Annotated in this window: 14 protein-coding genes; 8 read left to right on the forward strand and 6 right to left on the reverse strand. The window is 69.5% G+C overall.

Annotated features, from left to right (window positions below; all coding sequences use genetic code 11):
• Positions 1–26 precede the first annotated feature (26 nt).
• Positions 27–2015: a biotin carboxylase N-terminal domain-containing protein gene (locus tag VGU03_RS08155; protein ID WP_327479887.1), complete on the reverse strand. Its 1989-nt coding sequence runs from the start codon at positions 2013–2015 to the stop codon at positions 27–29.
• A gap of 233 nt (positions 2016–2248) precedes the next feature.
• On the opposite strand from VGU03_RS08155, the gene queA reads away from it, so the two are divergent.
• From queA to motB, 7 genes are all read left to right on the forward strand, one after another.
• Positions 2249–3280 carry a tRNA preQ1(34) S-adenosylmethionine ribosyltransferase-isomerase QueA gene (gene queA / locus VGU03_RS08160; RefSeq protein ID WP_327479888.1) on the forward strand — a complete coding sequence of 344 codons (1032 nt, stop codon included), beginning with the start codon at positions 2249–2251 and terminating at the stop codon, positions 3278–3280.
• A 174-nt stretch (positions 3281–3454) separates the two neighbouring features.
• Positions 3455–4594: a tRNA guanosine(34) transglycosylase Tgt gene (gene tgt / locus VGU03_RS08165; RefSeq protein ID WP_327479889.1), complete on the forward strand. Its 1140-nt coding sequence runs from the start codon at positions 3455–3457 to the stop codon at positions 4592–4594.
• A 199-nt stretch (positions 4595–4793) separates the two neighbouring features.
• On the forward strand, positions 4794–5126 hold the full coding sequence (yajC, locus tag VGU03_RS08170) for a preprotein translocase subunit YajC (RefSeq protein WP_327479890.1): 333 nt from the start codon (positions 4794–4796) through the stop codon (positions 5124–5126).
• Positions 5127–5203: 77 nt separating this feature from the next.
• Entirely contained in the window at positions 5204–7084 is a 1881-nt protein-coding gene (gene secD / locus VGU03_RS08175; RefSeq protein WP_327479891.1) for a protein translocase subunit SecD, read from the forward strand.
• A gap of 98 nt (positions 7085–7182) precedes the next feature.
• Complete coding sequence (gene secF, locus VGU03_RS08180) at positions 7183–8157, forward strand: protein translocase subunit SecF (protein ID WP_327479892.1); 975 nt, start codon at positions 7183–7185, stop codon at positions 8155–8157.
• A gap of 266 nt (positions 8158–8423) precedes the next feature.
• Positions 8424–9293: a flagellar motor stator protein MotA gene (gene motA / locus VGU03_RS08185; RefSeq protein ID WP_327479893.1), complete on the forward strand. Its 870-nt coding sequence runs from the start codon at positions 8424–8426 to the stop codon at positions 9291–9293.
• Positions 9290–10345, forward strand: coding sequence for a flagellar motor protein MotB (motB, locus tag VGU03_RS08190; RefSeq protein ID WP_327479894.1), 1056 nt, complete (start codon positions 9290–9292; stop codon positions 10343–10345). Before motA ends, motB begins: the two co-directional genes overlap by 4 nt.
• A gap of 4 nt (positions 10346–10349) precedes the next feature.
• On the opposite strand, the gene VGU03_RS08195 is transcribed toward motB, so the two are convergent.
• The 3 genes from VGU03_RS08195 to VGU03_RS08205 form a co-directional block, all read right to left on the reverse strand.
• Positions 10350–11786 (reverse strand): sensor histidine kinase, encoded by a 1437-nt coding sequence (locus VGU03_RS08195; RefSeq protein ID WP_327479895.1) that lies wholly within the window; start codon positions 11784–11786, stop codon positions 10350–10352.
• Between the two features lie 108 nt (positions 11787–11894).
• The gene (murU, locus tag VGU03_RS08200) at positions 11895–12596 is read right to left on the reverse strand and encodes an N-acetylmuramate alpha-1-phosphate uridylyltransferase MurU (protein ID WP_327479896.1); all 702 of its coding nucleotides are present in this window, start codon (positions 12594–12596) and stop codon (positions 11895–11897) included.
• Positions 12593–13717, reverse strand: a complete 1125-nt coding sequence (locus tag VGU03_RS08205; RefSeq protein WP_327479897.1) for an aminoglycoside phosphotransferase family protein — start codon at positions 13715–13717, stop codon at positions 12593–12595. Before VGU03_RS08205 ends, murU begins: the two co-directional genes overlap by 4 nt.
• Before the next feature lie 239 nt (positions 13718–13956).
• Here VGU03_RS08205 and VGU03_RS08210 point away from each other — a divergent pair, with 239 nt between their 5' ends.
• Positions 13957–15240 (forward strand): DUF763 domain-containing protein, encoded by a 1284-nt coding sequence (locus tag VGU03_RS08210; RefSeq protein WP_327479898.1) that lies wholly within the window; start codon positions 13957–13959, stop codon positions 15238–15240.
• 50 nt (positions 15241–15290) lie between these two features.
• Here the strand turns inward: VGU03_RS08210 and VGU03_RS08215 are convergent, their stop codons facing one another.
• Entirely contained in the window at positions 15291–15542 is a 252-nt protein-coding gene (locus VGU03_RS08215) for a hypothetical protein (protein WP_327479899.1), read from the reverse strand.
• A gap of 2 nt (positions 15543–15544) precedes the next feature.
• Positions 15545–16159, reverse strand: coding sequence for a glutathione S-transferase family protein (locus VGU03_RS08220; RefSeq protein ID WP_327479900.1), 615 nt, complete (start codon positions 16157–16159; stop codon positions 15545–15547).

Here is a 16159-nt window from a genome sequence, read left to right on the forward strand (position 1 = left end):
GGGAGAGGGAGCAGATGGGGCTCGCCTCAGCTTTCGAAGCGCACCAGCACCGCGTCCGCCTCGACGAACTCGCCCTGGGTGGCGCTGACGCTTTCGACCATGCCGGCACGCGGCGCCTTCAGTGCGAGCTCCATCTTCATCGCCTCCATCACCAGCAGCTCCTGCCCCTCCTGCACGCTTTCGCCAGCCTTGGCCTTGACCAGCACGATGCGGCCGGGCATCGGCGCGACGACCTGGTTGCCGCCTGCGCTTTCGGTAGAGGCCCAGGCGAAGGCCGGCGCGCGCACGAAGCGATGGCGGCGGCCGGCGGCGTCGTGCAGCAGCACGCGGTTGTCGTCGACCAGTGCGCCCAGACGTTGCGCCTCACCGTCGAAGCGGGCGCTCAGGGCGTCGCATTCCAGGCGTGCGCCGTGCACTTCGCAGGTCGCCTCGCCGTGTTCGAGCCGGTAGTCGCCGCCATGGCCGTGCGCGGCGACCTCATGGCGCTGCTCGTGCAGCGACAGCGCCACCACGCGCTTGCCGGCATGGCCGATGCGCCAGGCATCGGCGCTGGCCCAGGGCGAGTGCGGATCGGCCGGGTTGGCCGCCACGCTGCGCTCTTCCTGCAGCAGCGCCGCGGTGGCCGCAGCGAACAGCACGCGGTCGGTCGGCGCCGCTTCGCCTTCGAGGAACTCGTCCAGATGGCGGTCGAGGTAGCCGGTGTCGATGCGGCCCTCGACCACGGACGGATGCCGCGCCAGCCGCTCGAGGAAAGCGATGTTGGACTTCGGCCCCACGATCTCGCACCGGGCCAGCGCCTCGCGCAGCCGCTCCAGCGCCTGCGGGCGGTCGACGTCCCACACGATCAGCTTGGCGATCATCGGGTCGTAGAAGATGGTGACGGTGTCGCCCTCGACCACGCCGCCGTCGATGCGCACGTGCCTGCAGGGCGCGGGCAGACGCAGCTTGAGCAGCCGGCCGGAGCCGGGCAGAAAGTTCTGCTCCGGGTCCTCGGCGTACAGGCGCACCTCGATCGCATGGCCGTGCGCGTGGATCTGCTCCTGCTTCAACGGCAACGGCTGGCCGGCGGCCACGCGCAGCTGCCATTCGACCAGGTCCAGGCCCAGCGTCTCCTCGGTGACCGGGTGCTCCACCTGCAGGCGCGTGTTCATCTCCATGAAGAAGAACGCGCCGTCGGCGCCGACGATGAATTCCACCGTGCCTGCGCCGACGTAGTCGACCGCCTTGGCGGCCGCCACCGCGGCCTCACCCATGGCCCGGCGGCGCTCAGGCGTTAGGAAAGGCGAGGGTGTCTCCTCCAGCACCTTCTGGTAGCGCCGCTGCGAGGAGCATTCGCGCTCGTTGAGATGGATCACGTTGCCGTGCGTGTCGCCGAACACCTGGAACTCGATGTGGCGCGGGTGCTCGACGTAGCGTTCCAGGATCACTCGCGTGTCGCCGAAGGCGTTGGCCGACTCGCGCTGGGCCGAGGCCAGCGCGTCGGCGAACTCGCCCTCGCCGCGCACGATGCGCATGCCCTTGCCGCCGCCGCCGGCCGCGGCCTTGATCATCAGCGGAAAACCGGTTCGGCGCGCCTGCTCGGCCAGGTGCGCCGGGTCCTGGTTCTCGCCGTGGTAGCCGGGCACCAGCGGCACCGCGTGCTTCTCCATCAGCGCCTTGGCGGCGGCCTTGGAGCCCATCGCGTCGATGCTCTCGGGCTTGGGGCCGATGAACGCGATGCCGGCCTCGACGCAGGCGCGGGCGAAGCCGGTGTTCTCCGACAGGAAGCCGTAGCCGGGATGGATCGCCTGGGCGCCGGTCTGTTTCGCCACTTCCAGGATGGTCTCGCCGCGCAGGTAGGAATCGGCCGGGCGCGGGCCTCCGATCGGCCAGGCCTCGTCGGCCAGGCGCGCGTGCTGGGCGTCCCTGTCGGCCTCCGAGTACACCGCGATGGTGTGGATGCCTAGGCGACGGCAGGTGCGGATCACGCGGCAGGCGATCTCGCCGCGATTGGCGATCAGTACGCGCTCGAACATGCAGGGTCGTCCCTAAGTCGATGCAAAGCCCGCAAAGCTAGCAGATAAGCCGTGTGTAGCCGATGCGCAGCGCAGCACGGCGTATCATGCGCGCCTGGCTCGTCCTGCGCGCCGTGCTTGCCCGGGAACCGGGTGAGCCGCCGTTACGCCGGGAGCGCCTCGTCCGCCCGGTCGCCATTCCCGCTTTCGCGGAGTGACGCCAAGGCGAGGCGGGCCTTCGCACGGAGAACCCTTTGAAGAAGTCCGATTTCGATTTCGACCTGCCGCCCGAACTGATCGCCCAGGCCCCGTTGCCGGAGCGTTCGGCCAGCCGGCTGCTGTGGCTGGACCCTGCCGCGCATGCGCTGGAGGACCGCCACTTCCGCGAATTGCCCTCGTTCCTGCGCCCGGGCGACCTGCTGGTGTTCAACGATACCCGCGTGCTGCCGGCGCGACTGTACGGGCACAAGGAATCCGGCGGCGCGGTGGAGATCCTGATCGAGCGGGTCACCGGCACGCACGAGGCCACCGTGCAGCTGGGCGTGAGCAAGAAGCCCAAGGAGGGTGGCCGGATCGAGCTGGGCGACGGCAGCCGCGCCACGGTGCTCGGTCGCGAGGGAGCGTTCTTCAAGCTGCGCTTCGAGTCGCCCGAGCCGCTGGAGAAGCTGCTCTGGAAGCTGGGCGAAATGCCGCTGCCGCCCTATATCGAGCGCCACGCCGACGCCGCGGACCTGGAGCGCTACCAGACCGTCTACGCCCGCGAGCCCGGCGCCGTGGCGGCGCCCACCGCCGGCCTGCATTTCGACGAGCCGCTGCTCGCGCGCCTGCGCGAACTGGGCGTGGACACCGGCTACGTCACCCTGCACGTGGGCGCGGGCACCTTCCAGCCGATGCGGGTGGAGGACGTCCACCAGCACACCATGCACCGCGAATGGCTGAACGTGGGCGCCTGCCTGGTGGAAAAGGTACGCCGCACGCGCGCCGCCGGCGGGCGGGTGATCGCCGTGGGCACCACGGTCGTGCGCGCGCTGGAGAGCGCGACGAGAGAGGGGCAACTGCACCCGTTCGCGGGCGAGACGCAGATCTTCATCTTTCCCGGCTACCGGATCACCAGCATCGACGGGCTGATCACGAACTTCCACCTTCCGCAGTCGACGCTGCTGATGCTGGTGTCGGCGCTGGCCGGACGGGAGTTCGTGCTTCAGGCGTACCGGCATGCGGTACGGGAAAGGTACCGGTTCTTCTCCTATGGCGACGCCATGCTGATCCTGCCCGCCGCGAGCTAGTTCCCTCCCCCTGCGGGGAGAGGATCAGGATGAGGGGCCGGGGCTAGCCATGACGGTCATCCAGGCTGCTCCGATGGCTTTTGCCCAGGACCGAGCGCGCACCCCGGCTCTCTCGCCCGTCCTCGATAAAGCAGGGGGAGGGGAGCAGGCGCGCCGCGATGCGATAATGCCGCGATGACTTCCATGACCTTCGATTTGCTGGCCCGCGACGGCGCGGCCCGCCGCGGCCGCCTGGCCTTCGCCCGCGGCACGGTGGAAACCCCGGCCTTCATGCCCGTGGGCACCTACGGCTCGGTCAAGGCGATGACTCCGCGCGACCTCACCGGGCTCGGCGCCGAAATCATCCTGGGCAATACGTTCCACCTTTACTTGCGCCCCGGCCTGGACATCGTGGAGAAGTTCGCCGGCCTGCACCGCTTCATCGGCTGGGACAAACCCATCCTCACCGATTCGGGCGGCTTCCAGGTGTTCTCGCTGGCGCACAAGCGCAAGCTGGCCGAGGAGGGCGTGACCTTCGCCTCGCCGGTGGACGGCTCCAAGGTGTTCCTGTCGCCCGAAGTGTCGATGAAGATCCAGACCGTGCTGGACTCGGACATCGCCATGATCTTCGACGAGTGCACGCCCTATCCGGCCACCGAGCGGCAGGCGGAAGACTCGATGGCCATGTCGCTGCGCTGGGCCGAGCGCTCGCGCCGCGCCTTCGACGATTTGCAACGTGCCGGTTCAAAGCCGCCCAACGCGCTGTTCGGCATCGTGCAGGGCGGCGTGTACGAACCGCTGCGCCGGCGCTCGGCCGAGGGCCTGGTCGGCATCGGTTTCGACGGCTACGCGGTAGGCGGCCTGGCGGTGGGCGAGCCGGAGGCCGAGCGCAACCATACGCTGGACTTCACCGTGGCCATGCTGCCCGCGGACAGACCGCGCTACCTGATGGGCGTGGGGCGGCCGGAGGACATCGTGGAAGCGGTGCGCCGCGGCATCGACATGTTCGACTGCGTGATGCCCACCCGCAACGCGCGCAACGGCTTCCTGTTCGTGCCCGAGGGCACGCTGCGCATCCGCAACGCCAAGTACGCCGACGACACCCGCGTGATCGAGGAAGGCTGCGACTGCTACGCCTGCGCCAACGGCTTCTCGCGCGCCTACCTGCGCCACCTGGACCGCTGCAACGAGATCCTCGCCAGCACGCTCGCCACCCACCACAACCTGCGCCACTACCAGCGGCTGATGGCCGGGCTGCGCGGGGCGATCGCGGCCGGTACGCTGGAGGACTTCGTCGCCGCCTTCTACGCCCGGCGGCGGGGTGCTGCGGCCTGAAGTCCCCCGCTCGGGCGGGCGCTGGCGGAACTTTCCGGGCGGCGCCCGTTCCATGGCGACGGCGCTTGCAAACGCCGGGCGCGGCGCCGTGGCCCGTGAACGCGCCGTGCATGCCCCGGGGGTGCATGGCATAATCCAAGACCTTTTTCCGGCGCTGGCCGAAATCCTGAGCCCACGCCACAACTTGCAGGATGAAACGATGAGTCTTCCGATGCCGCTCGTGATCGCCCAGGCCGCTCCCGCCGCCGCACCGGGCAATCCGCTCTTCAGCTTCCTGCCGCTGATCGCGCTGTTCGCGATCTTCTACTTCCTGATGATCCGCCCGCAGATGAAGCGCCAGAAGGAGCACCGCAACCTGGTGGCCGCGCTGGCCAAGGGCGACGAGGTAGTCAGCAACGGCGGCATCGCCGGCCGCGTGGACGAGGTGGGCGAGAGCTTCCTCACCGTCGAGATCGCGCCCAACGTGAAGATCAAGCTGCAGAAGGGCGCCGTGTCGCAGGTGCTGCCCAAGGGCACGCTGAAGGCTTCCTGATACTCGGCCGGCAAAGGCCATCCGCCGCGGCTTCAGGGGCCGCGGCCTTCGAAGTAACGAGAACGGGCTTCCCAGGCATGAGTGACTTTCCACGCTGGAAATACGCGCTGGTCGCGTTGGTATTGCTGCTGGGCATCGTCTACGCGCTGCCCAACGCCTTCCCGCCGGTACCGTCGGTGCAGGTGATCGCGACGCACGGCGCGACGCTCGACAGCTCGGTCGAGCAGAAGGTCGCCGCGGCCCTGAAGCAGCAGAACGTGCCCTACAGCGGGCTGAAGATCGACGGCGACCACCTGGTGGCCGACTTCGCCAACGCCGACGTGCAGGCCAAGGCCGCCGACGTGGTCAAGGGCGCGCTGGGCGACAACTACACGGTCGCGCTCAACCTGGCCTCCACCGTTCCGGCCTGGCTGCGCGCCATCCACGCCAATTCCATGCCGCTGGGCCTGGACCTGCAGGGCGGCGTGCACTTCCTGATGGCGGTGGACCAGAACGCGGTGGTCGACAAGCAGGAAGAGCGCTACGCCGACGACATCCGCAGCCTGCTGCGCGAGAAGAACATCCGCTACGAATCGGTCGCGCGCAACGCCCAGCGCGGGCAGGGCGTGGCCGTGGTGCTGCGTTCGGCCGCGGACCGCAGCACGGCCGCCACCACGATCGGCGCGGAGTATCCGGACCTCATCGTGCAGGACGGCCCCAGCACCGGCGACCGCTTCCTGCTCAACGTCACGGTCAAGCCCGAGAAGCTGCGCGAACTGGCGCTGGCCACCATCCGCCAGAACACCGGCACGCTGCGCAACCGCGTCAACGCACTGGGCGTGTCCGAGCCGGTGATCCAGCAGCAGGGCGAGGACCAGATCGTGGTCGAGCTCGCCGGCGTGCAGAACCCGGCCGAGGCCAAGAAGGTGATCGGCGCGATCGCCACCCTGGAGTACCGCGCCGGCATCGGCTACCCGGGCGACCCCCGCGCGGTCGAGGCGGCGCGCACCGGCAACGTGCCGCCGGACGCCAACCTCTATTACGAGCGCGGCACCAACCGGCCGGTGCTGGTCAGCAAGCGCATCATCGCCACCGGCGACGAGCTGGTGGATGCCGCCTCCGGCGTCGACCAGCAGAGCGGCACGCCCAAGGTGGACGTCACCCTGAGCGCTTCGGGCGCCAAGAAGATGCTCGACTTCACCAGCGCCAACGTCGGCAAGCCGATGGCGGTGGTGTATGTGGAAACCGTGTACGACACCAAGATGGTCGACGGCAAGGAAGTGCGCGTGCCGCACACCACGCAGGAAGTGATCAGCGACGCGACCATCCAGGGCGTGTTCGGCAAGCAGTTCCAGACCACCGGCCTGGCCACGCCCAAGGAAGCCTCCGAGCTCGCGCTGCTGCTCAAGGGGGGCTCGCTGGCCGCGCCGATGGACATCGTCTCGCAGAACGTGGTCGGCCCCAGCCTGGGCCAGGACAACATCAAGCAGGGCCTGCGCGCCGTGTTGCTGGGCCTGGGACTGGTGCTGCTGGCGGCGGCGATCTACTACCACCTGTTCGGCCTGGTGGCGGACATCGCGCTGTTCTTCAACCTGGTGATCCTGGTCGCGGTGATGTCGATGATCGGCGTGACCCTGACCATGCCGGGCATCGCCGGTATCGTGCTGACGCTGGGCATGGCGATCGACGCCAACGTGCTGATCTGCGAACGCGTGCGTGAGGAACTGCGCAACGGCTCCAGCCCGCATGCCTCGATCCGCGCCGGCTACGAGAAGGCCTGGGCGACCATCCTGGACGCCAACGTGACCCACCTGATCGCCGCGCTGGCGCTGACCACGATGGGCTCCGGCCCGATCAAGGGCTTCGGCGTGACGCTGTTCATCGGCATCATGACCTCGATGTTCACGTCGGTCACCGTGACCCACGCGATCACCGCGCTGATCCACGGCAACCGCAAGCTCAAGACGCTGTCGGTCTGAGCCTGCCGGTCTGAGCCTGCCGGTCTGAGCATGGAAGAGTGCGGCCACGGACGGGCCGCTTTACCCCGGAGACGAATCTCCGTACAGAGAATCCCACGATGGAAATCTTCAACCACAACGCCAACGTGCCCTTCCTGCGCATGCGCAAGGTCAGCGTGGCCATCGCCATCCTGCTGGTGATCGCGTCGGTCGTGCTGATCTTCACCCGCGGGCTCAACTACGGCCTGGATTTCACCGGCGGCATCTCGGTGGAGGTCAAATACGCCAACACCATCGACATCGGCGACGTGCGCAAGGCGCTGGACGAGGCCGGCATCGAGAACCCGGTGGTGCAGAGCCTGGGCGGCTCGCGCCAGGTGGTGATCCGCCTGCAGCCGAAGGACGACAAGGCCGCCGCCGCGGCCACCGCCGGCCAGAGCGAGTCGGCCCGGGCCGACAAGGTCGCCGCCGACGTGATGGCGGCGCTCAAGAAGGAGCGTCCGGACGCCACCCTGAGCAGCCGCAACTTCGTCACCGCGCAGGTCGGCGACGAGCTCAAGAGCGACGGCTCGATCGCGGCGATCTTCGTGATCATCGGCATCGGCATCTACCTGTGGATCCGCTTCGAGCGGCGCTTCGCGGTGGCGGCGCTGCTCACCGAAGTGCACGACACGCTGGTGACGCTGGGCGTGATCGCGCTGGTGCAGCGCGAGTTCGACATGACCGTGCTGGCCTCGGTGCTGGCGGTGATCGGCTACTCGATCAACGACAAGGTGGTGGTGTTCGACCGTATCCGCGAACTGTTCCGCCTCTCCCGCAAGGCCGAGCCGGAGGAGATCCTCAACCGCTCGATCAACACCACGCTGTCGCGAACCATCATCACCTCGCTGTTCACCGGTATCACCATGGCGGCGCTGTATTTCTTCGGCGGCACGGCGGTGCACGGCTTTGCGATCACCATGCTGATCGGCATCGTGGTGGGCACGCTGTCCTCGATCTTCGTGGCCAGCCCGATCCTGCTGTGGCTGGGCGTATCGAAGAAGGACCTGATGCCGCAGACCAAGGACAACCCGGAGCTGGCGCGCCGGCCCTAGCCGGGTCCCCAGCCCTCGAAAGAGCCCGGCCCGTGCCGGGCTTTTTCTTTTGGGGCCAGCGTCCGCTCGCCTGCCCGGCACCCGCCGCGACGGGCCCGCCCTGCGCCGGCGATCGATTCCGCCCAGGGCTGCGTCCAGACGGGGGGGCGGAGCGCCCTGGCGTCCGGGATCCTGCCGGCATTCCATACCCATCCTGCCGCGTTCAATTTTTCCGCCGCACGACCGATAACCGTGGAGGCTGCAAGGTGCGCGCCCCGGAGTTTGAAATGCTGGTCTTGGTTGGAACCTTCATCGTGATCGGCTGCGTGCTGGGCGGCTACGTGATGTCGCACGGGCAACTGCTGGCGCTGTGGCAGCCATACGAATTGCTGATCATTTTCGGCGGAGCGATCGGCGCCTTTCTCACCGCCAACTCCAGCAAGGTGGTCAAGGCGGCCCTGCGCGAGGCGGCGGCCCTGGTGAAGGGCCCGGCCTACCGCAAGCAGGACTACGTGGACCTGCTTGCGCTGCTCTACGACATCTTCGGCGTGATGCGCAAGGAAGGCGTGCTGGGCATGGAATCGCACATCGAGGACCCGCAGGCGAGCCCGGTGTTCTCGGCCTATCCGCGCCTGCTCGGCGAGCACCACCTGGTGGAATTCATCACCGACTGCCTGCGCCTGATCGTGGGCGGCAGCATGGAGCCGCACGAACTGGAGGCCTTGCTGGACGCCGAGGTCGAGAACCACCACCACGAGGCCGAGGCGCCTTCGCAGGCGGTGGCCAAGATGGCCGACGCGCTGCCCGGCTTCGGCATCGTGGCCGCCGTGCTCGGCATCGTCACCACGATGTCCAACCTGGGCGGCGATACCTCGCGCATCGGCGAGCACATCGCCGGCGCGCTGGTCGGCACCTTCCTGGGGATCCTGCTGTGCTATGGCTTCATCGGCCCGCTGGCCGCGGCGATGGAGAGCCGCGTGCGCGAGGACGGCAAGGCCTACGAGTGCGTGAAGGTGGCCCTGCTGGCCAACCTGCGCGGCTACAACCCCAAGGTGGCGGTGGAGTTCGCGCGCAAGGTGCTGTCGGCGCATGCGCGCCCGAACTTCCAGGACCTGGAGGACCATCTCAAGGGCGCCCGCGCCGGAGCCGGTGCATGAGCGAGGGAGGCGGTGCGCCGATCATCATCAAGCGGGTGAGGAAGCGGGCTCACGGCCACCATGGCGGCGCCTGGAAGGTGGCCTACGCCGATTTCGTCACGGCGATGATGGCGTTCTTCCTGGTGATGTGGATCCTGGGCGCCGGTACGCGCGAGCAGAAGGCGGCGATCTCCGAGTACTTCAAGAACCCCAGCATGACGCCGGGCAACGCGACCGTGGCGCCGCCCGGGCGCATGGGGCCGGGTGGCGCCAGCGACGCGGCCGTCCAGCTGGGCGGTGCGATGGACCTGTCGCACGGTCCGGGCAAGGATCGCCACAACGGCCCGCCCGGCGCGGCCTCCAAGGAAGAGATCGACAAGCGCGCCCGCGCGCAGGAAAAGGCGCGCCTGCAGGAGCTCATGCAGCAGCTCAACGCGGCCATCCAGAAGAGCCAGGCGCTGGCGCCGTTCAAGGACCAGCTATTGCTGGACATCACGCCCGAGGGCCTGCGCATCCAGATCGTGGACAAGCTCAACCGCCCGATGTTCGACACCGGCAGCGCGCAGCTCAAGGACTACACGCGCCTGATCCTCGGCGAGGTGGGCACCTTCATCAACCGCGTGCCCAACCGCGTCAGCATCACCGGCCACACCGACGATGCGCCCTACGCCAACGAGCAGGACTACAGCAACTGGGAGCTCTCCACCGACCGCGCCAACGCCGCGCGCCGCGCGCTGCTGGCCGGCGGCATGGAGAAGGGCAAGACCGCGCGCGTGCTGGGCCTGGCCGCATCGGTGCCGCTGGACAAGGGTCACCCGGACAATCCGATCAACCGGCGCATCAGCATCATCGTGATGACCAAGCAGGCGGAGGCGGCGGCGCTGTCGCAGGACGTGGTGGATGGCAACCCGGCGCCGGCCGCGCGCATGCCGACGGCGGCGCTGGTTCCTGCGGCCGCGCCAGCCGGGGCCTCGCCCGCACCTGAAAAGCAGGCCGGCACGCCGCACGCGGACGAACCGGTCGCCGTGAGCGCCTTGCCGGTGCCGCCCACCTTGCGCCCGGCCGGGCGCTGAGGGCTCAGTCTTCCGGCACGGCCGGCAGCGGTATGGCGATATGGCAGGCCAGCCCGTCTTCACGGTAGTCGAAGCTCACCGCGCCGTTGCGCGCGGGATCGAGCGAACGCTCGATCAGGCGGGTGCCGAAGCCCTTGCGGGCGGGCGGCGACACCGGCGGGCCGCCATGCTCGACCCAGTCCAGATGGAGGACGCGTCCATCCGCGCCGTCGGTGACCCGCCAATGGATGCGCACGCCGCCGCCGCGGTCGCCCAGCGCGCCGTACTTGATCGCGTTGGTGGCCAGCTCGTGCAGGGCCATGGCGAAGGCCAGCGCATGCTGCGGCGGCAGCCGCACGCGCGGGCCGTCGATCTCGAAGCGCTCGCTGCCGCGGAAGTTGTGCGAGCGCGCCATCTGCCGGACCAGCTCGCTCAGCAGCGCGCTCTGCCAGTGCTCGCGCGTGAGCACGTCGTGGGCGTGCGAGAGCGAGATCAGCCGGGCGTTGAACACCTCGGCCGCGCTTTCCACCGAGGTGGCGCCGCTGAAGGATTGCGCCGCCAGTGACTGCACGATCGCTAGGGTATTCTTCACCCGGTGGTTGAGCTCGTTGATCATGGTGCGCTGTTGCTGCTCGGCCAGCTTGCGCTCCCCCACGTCGACGATCAGGCCCGCGAAGCAGGTCGGCCGGTGGTCGGCGTCGTGCTCGCAGCGGCCGGAGGCCTCGACCCACAGGTAGCCCTCATCGGGCTGGAGAATGCGGTACTGGCAGCGGTAGGGCGCACCGGTGTTCAGGCTCTCCCGGACGCGCTCTTCCACCTCGGGCAGGTCCTTCGGGTGGATGCGCTGAAGGAAGACCGAAACCGGCAGTCCGGCAGCCGCCTCCGCCGGGTCGAGCGAGAAGCTGCGCGCGAAACGGCTGTCGGCCGTCACCCGGTCGTTCTGCACGTCCCACAGCCAGGTGCCGATCACCGCGCCGGCGTCGAGCGCGAGTTCCACCTGTTCGCGGGCGCGTTGGTAGCCGCGTTCGGCCAGCACGCGAGTGGTGGTTTCCACCACGATCGCGAGGAAGCCGCGCGGCACGCCCTCGCCATCGCGCAGCGGCGTGTAGTCCAGGTCGAGCCAGACGTCCTCGGCATGGCCGTTGCGGAACAGCACCAGCGGCTGGTCCTTGAAGGAGAGCGAGCCGCCCGCCAGGGTGACGTCGAGCACGTGCTGGTTGAAGTCGGCCACCTCCGGCCAGGCGGCCAGCACGTTCAGGCCCAGCAGGGAAGGATGGCGGCCGCCGGCGAAGCCGGCATAGGCGTCGTTGTAGATGAGCTGTGCGTCGGGTCCCCAGGCCATCACCATCGGCAGCTGGCTGGAGAGGACGATGTCCACGGCGGTGCGCAACGCCTGCGGCCATTGTTCCAGCGGACCCAGCGCCGTCGCTGCCCAGTCGTAGCCGCGCACGCGTGCGGGCATGTCTGGTGGGGATCGCATGCGTTCAGTGTCGTCCATGGCGGGCATGGTGTACGTAGGTAGCTGGAGCAACTATAGAACCAGCCCATGCAGCGTATGTCATGCGTCGCGCTATCGCAGCCGCTCGTCGAGCTCGGCCAGCCGTGCGGGCGTGCCGACGTCGGTCCAGGTCCCGCGGTGGTGCTTGCCGTGCGCCCGGCCTGCGGCCATGGCCGCCCGCAGCAGCGGAGCGAGCTTGAAGCGCGCGGGCGCCGCCTCCGCGCAGGCCGCTTCGCCGATCACTGCGCGCCAGTCCCGCAGCAGTTCCGGCCGGTACACGCCGATGCCGCTGAAGGTCAGCCGTGGTTCGCCCTCGGCGTGCAAGCGGCCTTCGGCGTCGAGCATGAAATCGCCCTGCGGGTGGTGTGCGGGGTTGTCCACCATCACCAGGTGGGCGAGGCCCTGCGGCTGCGGCGGCAGGGCGGCGTAGTCCACGTCGCTGTGGATGTCGCCGTTCACGGCCAGGAACGGCGCGTCGCCCAGCAGCGGCAGCGCGTTGAGCATGCCGCCGCCGGTCTCCAGCGGCGTCGGTCCTTCATAGGCATAGCGGATGCGCAGGCCCCAGCGGCTGCCGTCGCCGAGCGCCTCGGGGAACTGCTCGGCCAGGTGCGAGGTGTTGATGACCACGTAATGCACGCCGGCGGCGGCGAGTTTTTCCAGGTGCCACGCGATCAGCGGTTTGCCGCCGGCTTCCAGCAGCGGTTTGGGGCGACGGTCGGTGAGCGGGCGCATGCGCTCGCCCAGGCCGGCGGCGAAGATCAGTGCGTGCCTCATGCGGCTACCGGCTTGGTGATGTCGCGACTGCCGACGCAGCGCTCGACCAGCGCGGCGAAGTCGGCCAGTTCCGGGTAGCGGCCGGCCACGCCCAACACGTAACCGAGCACGCGCGGCAGGTCGGTGAGGTAGCCCGGCTTGCCGTCGCGGTACCACAGGCGGCAGAAGATGCCGAGCACCTTGATGTGCCGCTGCAGGCCGATCAGGTCGAACCAGCGGCGGAAGCGCATGGTGTCGACCGATGGATCGATCAGGCCGGCATCCACGGCGCAGCGGCGGTAGGCCTCGGCCCAGTCCAGCACGCGCGCCTCGTCCCAGGCGATGTAGCAGTCGCGCAGCAGCGAGGCCAGGTCGTAGGCGAGCGGGCCGTACAGCGCGCCCTGGAAATCAATGATGCCGGGGCTCAAGAGCCCCGGCGCAATGATGCCGGGGCCCGAGGGTTCTGGCGCGATGATGCCGGGGCCCGAGCGTTCCGCCGCGATGATGCCGGGATTCGACAGCGGCGCCGGATCGGCCGGCGGCTCGACGATCAGCAGATTGCGGCTGTGGAAGTCGCGGTGCACGAACACGCGCGGCTGCTCGGCGGCGGCGTGCAGCAGCACGGTGAAGGCCTGCTCGATCACGTCCCACTCCTCGCACTCGGGCGTGTAGCCCAGGTGGCGCTGCAGGAACCATTCGGGCATCAGCTCCAGTTCCCGCTGCAGGAAGGCGTGGTTGTAGGGCGCCAGCGAGGAGCCGTCGACCGTGCTCTGGATGCGCAGCAGCGCCTCCATCGCCTGGCCGTAGAGCGCATCGGCGCTGGACGCGTCCAGGGCGGGCAGGTAGAGCCGCTGGCCCAGGTCCTCGATCAGCAGAAAGCCCTGCGCCAGGTCGTGCGCCCGCACGGCCGGCACGTGCAGGCCGGCGGCGCGCAGGCGCTCACCGATGGCCAGCCAGGGGGCGGGATCTTCCAGCGCCGGGGGCGAGTCCATCACGATCCAGCTGCCGCCGTCGCAATGCGTGCGCCAGTAGCTGCGGAAACTGGCGTCGGCGGAAGCGGGTTCCAGGGTGAGCGAGTCGTCGTGGAGGGCGGCGCGGGCCCAGGCGAGGCGGTCGGCGGCGCGGTCGGAAGCGGCGGTCATGAGGGCGTCGGGGGTGAGGATCGCACCAGCTTAGCGAGCCGGCGAGGATGCGGTCCATCGGCACCCGCTCACTCCGCCAGCGGCACCGTGAAGACCTGCCCGCAAGCCCCGGGTTCATCTGGCGCAAGCCGCCATCGGCGATACTCGTGCAGGCGCGCCTGCGCCATGCCGTCGCTGAACCGGCCCCAGGGAAGCCTAAGGGAAACGCAGCACCACCTTTGTCCTGGAGTCCCATCCGCATGACCCGACGATCCGGAAGCGCCGACCTGCCGCTGCACGGCGGACGCGTGCCGCGCTGGCTGGCCGACCGCATGACGCGGCTGGGCGCGCTGATGGCCGAGGCGATCGTGCGCGAGTACGGCCGCGACGAGCTCCTGCGCCGGCTGGCGCATCCGTTCTGGTTCCAGTCTTTCGGCGCGGTGATGGGCATGGACTGGCATTCCTCGGGCATCACCACCAGCGTGATCGGCGCGCTCAAGCGCGGGCTGGCGCCGTTGTCGGACGAACTCGGCATCCACGTCTGCGGCGGGCGCGGGAAACATTCGCGCGCCACGCCGGGTGAACTGGTCGCGATCGGCGAGAGGGTCGGCTTCGACGGCACCGCGCTGGCCACCGCCAGCCGGCTGGTGGCCAAGGTGGACAGCGCCGCGGTGCAGGACGGCTTCGACCTCTACCTGCACGGCTTCATCGTCAGCGACGACGGCCAGTGGGTGGTGGTGCAGCAGGGCATGAACGGCGAGCGACGGCAGGCGCGGCGCTACCACTGGCTGTCGGAGAACCTCAAGAGCTTCGTCGATGATCCGCACGCGGCGGTCGATGGACCGGGGCAGGGACGCATCGTGAACCTGGCGGACCGCCGCGCGCAGGCCTCGCGCCTGGCGCAGCTGGAGCTGCTGCAGACGCTCGGTCCGGACGGGATCGCGCGCGAGCTGGCGCGCATCGAGCCCGCGCCGGTGCCTGCGCCATCCATCGACGAGCCGCTGCAACTGGGCCTGCTGCCCCACCTGTCGATGCCCGACCACCACGACGTGCGCGGCGGCGACGTGGTCGCGCGCCGCTTGCACGGCGCGCTCGCCGCCGCGGCCGAGAACGGCCCGCGCGACTTCACCGAACTGCTGCAGGTGCCGGGCGTGGGCGCGCGCACCGTGCGCGCGCTGGCGATGGTGGCCGAGGTGGTGCACGGCGCGCCGTGCCGGTTTTCCGACCCGGCGCGCTTCTCGCTGGCGCATGGCGGCAAGGACCGCCACCCGTTTCCGGTGCCCACGCGCGTCTACGACCACACCATCGGCGTGCTCAAGTCGGCGGTGGAAAACGCCAGGCTCGGCCGCGAAGAACAACTGGCCGCACTGAAGCGCCTGGACGATCAGGCCCGCCGCCTGGAGCAATACGCCACAGGGCCGTCGGTGGAGCAGTACATCGCGCAGGAGCGCGAGCACTCCCACGAGTACGGCGGGCGCAGCGTGTTCGGCTGGGAGCCGTCGGCGGTTGTGCCACCGGCGAGTGGCCGGAAGAAGGCGTCGTAGCCGGCGCGCGGGGCGCCCCTTCGCCTTCACGTGCCGCTTTCGCGTGAGCCTCACTGGTGGCGCATGTCGCCATCGCCGATGCCCTGGCAGACGCGCCGCTCCGCGCCGCCGTCCGGTGCGACCCGAGGCGGGTCGGCGGGCTCCCGCGCAGCGGCCAAGCCTGGATTGTCAGGCGCCGACCTGTCGGCCAGTCGCCGGGCCAGCCGCCAGTCGCTGAGGTAGCCATGCAGGAACAACTGCTCGGTCCACAGGGAAGCCATGGCGGCCAGGATGGTGGGTCGAACATCGGCGTAAATGGCCACGATCAGTCCTGCGTGTCGCCGTGCAGCGCGGTGGCGCGCATCGAGGCGCGCGTGCAGAAGTCCGCGTACCAGGCGGCCAGCCGCGGCCGGCCCGGCTGGAACGCATAGAGCGCGCGGAATTCGATCCAGCTCAGCGTGGTGGCCAGCGCGATGGCCCCGATATCCGCGGAAAGGCTCTCGGCGAGCTCGGCCTCCAGGTAGTCGCAGGCGGCGACGACCTTCTGCAGCTGGCCCTCGTGCATGGCTGGCCAACGCAGAGCTTCGGGGCGACGCTCGGCCTCCCAGCGCACCGCGATGCCAGCGTCGGCCATGCCTTGCGCCAGCGCCTGCAGTCGCAGCGCACGGTAGTGCTGGGCGGGGTCGCTCGGAATCAATATGTGCCGCCCGTCGAGCTCATCGAGGTACTCGCAGATGACGTTCGAGTCGAACAGCACCCGCCCGCCATCGATCAGCACGGGCACCTTGCCCAGCGGGTTGAGGGTGAACACCTCCGCGTTGCGGCGGGTGGGGCTGGTCTCGTGATGGACGACTTCGAGGCGGTCGGCGATGCCCAGCTCGTGGGCGGCGACCAGCACCTTGCGGGCGTAGGGTGAATGGGTCTGGTAAAGCAGCTTCAT

The sequence above is a fragment of the Frateuria sp. genome, from assembly GCF_035944355.1.
Lineage (GTDB): Bacteria > Pseudomonadota > Gammaproteobacteria > Xanthomonadales > Rhodanobacteraceae > Frateuria_A.

What these genes read in the sequence shown, in the direction of transcription:
- murU (WP_327479896.1), bottom strand. Translation starts at nt 12,596, where the DNA reads ATGAGGCACGCACTGATCTTCGCCGCCGGCCTGGGCGAGCGCATGCGC.
- secD (WP_327479891.1), top strand. Translation starts at nt 5,204, where the DNA reads ATGAGTGACTTTCCACGCTGGAAATACGCGCTGGTCGCGTTGGTATTG.
- VGU03_RS08210 (WP_327479898.1), top strand. Translation starts at nt 13,957, where the DNA reads ATGACCCGACGATCCGGAAGCGCCGACCTGCCGCTGCACGGCGGACGC.
- motB (WP_327479894.1), top strand. Translation starts at nt 9,290, where the DNA reads ATGAGCGAGGGAGGCGGTGCGCCGATCATCATCAAGCGGGTGAGGAAG.
- VGU03_RS08205 (WP_327479897.1), bottom strand. Translation starts at nt 13,717, where the DNA reads ATGACCGCCGCTTCCGACCGCGCCGCCGACCGCCTCGCCTGGGCCCGC.
- tgt (WP_327479889.1), top strand. Translation starts at nt 3,455, where the DNA reads ATGACTTCCATGACCTTCGATTTGCTGGCCCGCGACGGCGCGGCCCGC.
- VGU03_RS08155 (WP_327479887.1), bottom strand. Translation starts at nt 2,015, where the DNA reads ATGTTCGAGCGCGTACTGATCGCCAATCGCGGCGAGATCGCCTGCCGC.
- VGU03_RS08220 (WP_327479900.1), bottom strand. Translation starts at nt 16,159, where the DNA reads ATGAAGCTGCTTTACCAGACCCATTCACCCTACGCCCGCAAGGTGCTG.
- motA (WP_327479893.1), top strand. Translation starts at nt 8,424, where the DNA reads ATGCTGGTCTTGGTTGGAACCTTCATCGTGATCGGCTGCGTGCTGGGC.
- VGU03_RS08195 (WP_327479895.1), bottom strand. Translation starts at nt 11,786, where the DNA reads ATGCCCGCACGCGTGCGCGGCTACGACTGGGCAGCGACGGCGCTGGGT.
- secF (WP_327479892.1), top strand. Translation starts at nt 7,183, where the DNA reads ATGGAAATCTTCAACCACAACGCCAACGTGCCCTTCCTGCGCATGCGC.
- yajC (WP_327479890.1), top strand. Translation starts at nt 4,794, where the DNA reads ATGAGTCTTCCGATGCCGCTCGTGATCGCCCAGGCCGCTCCCGCCGCC.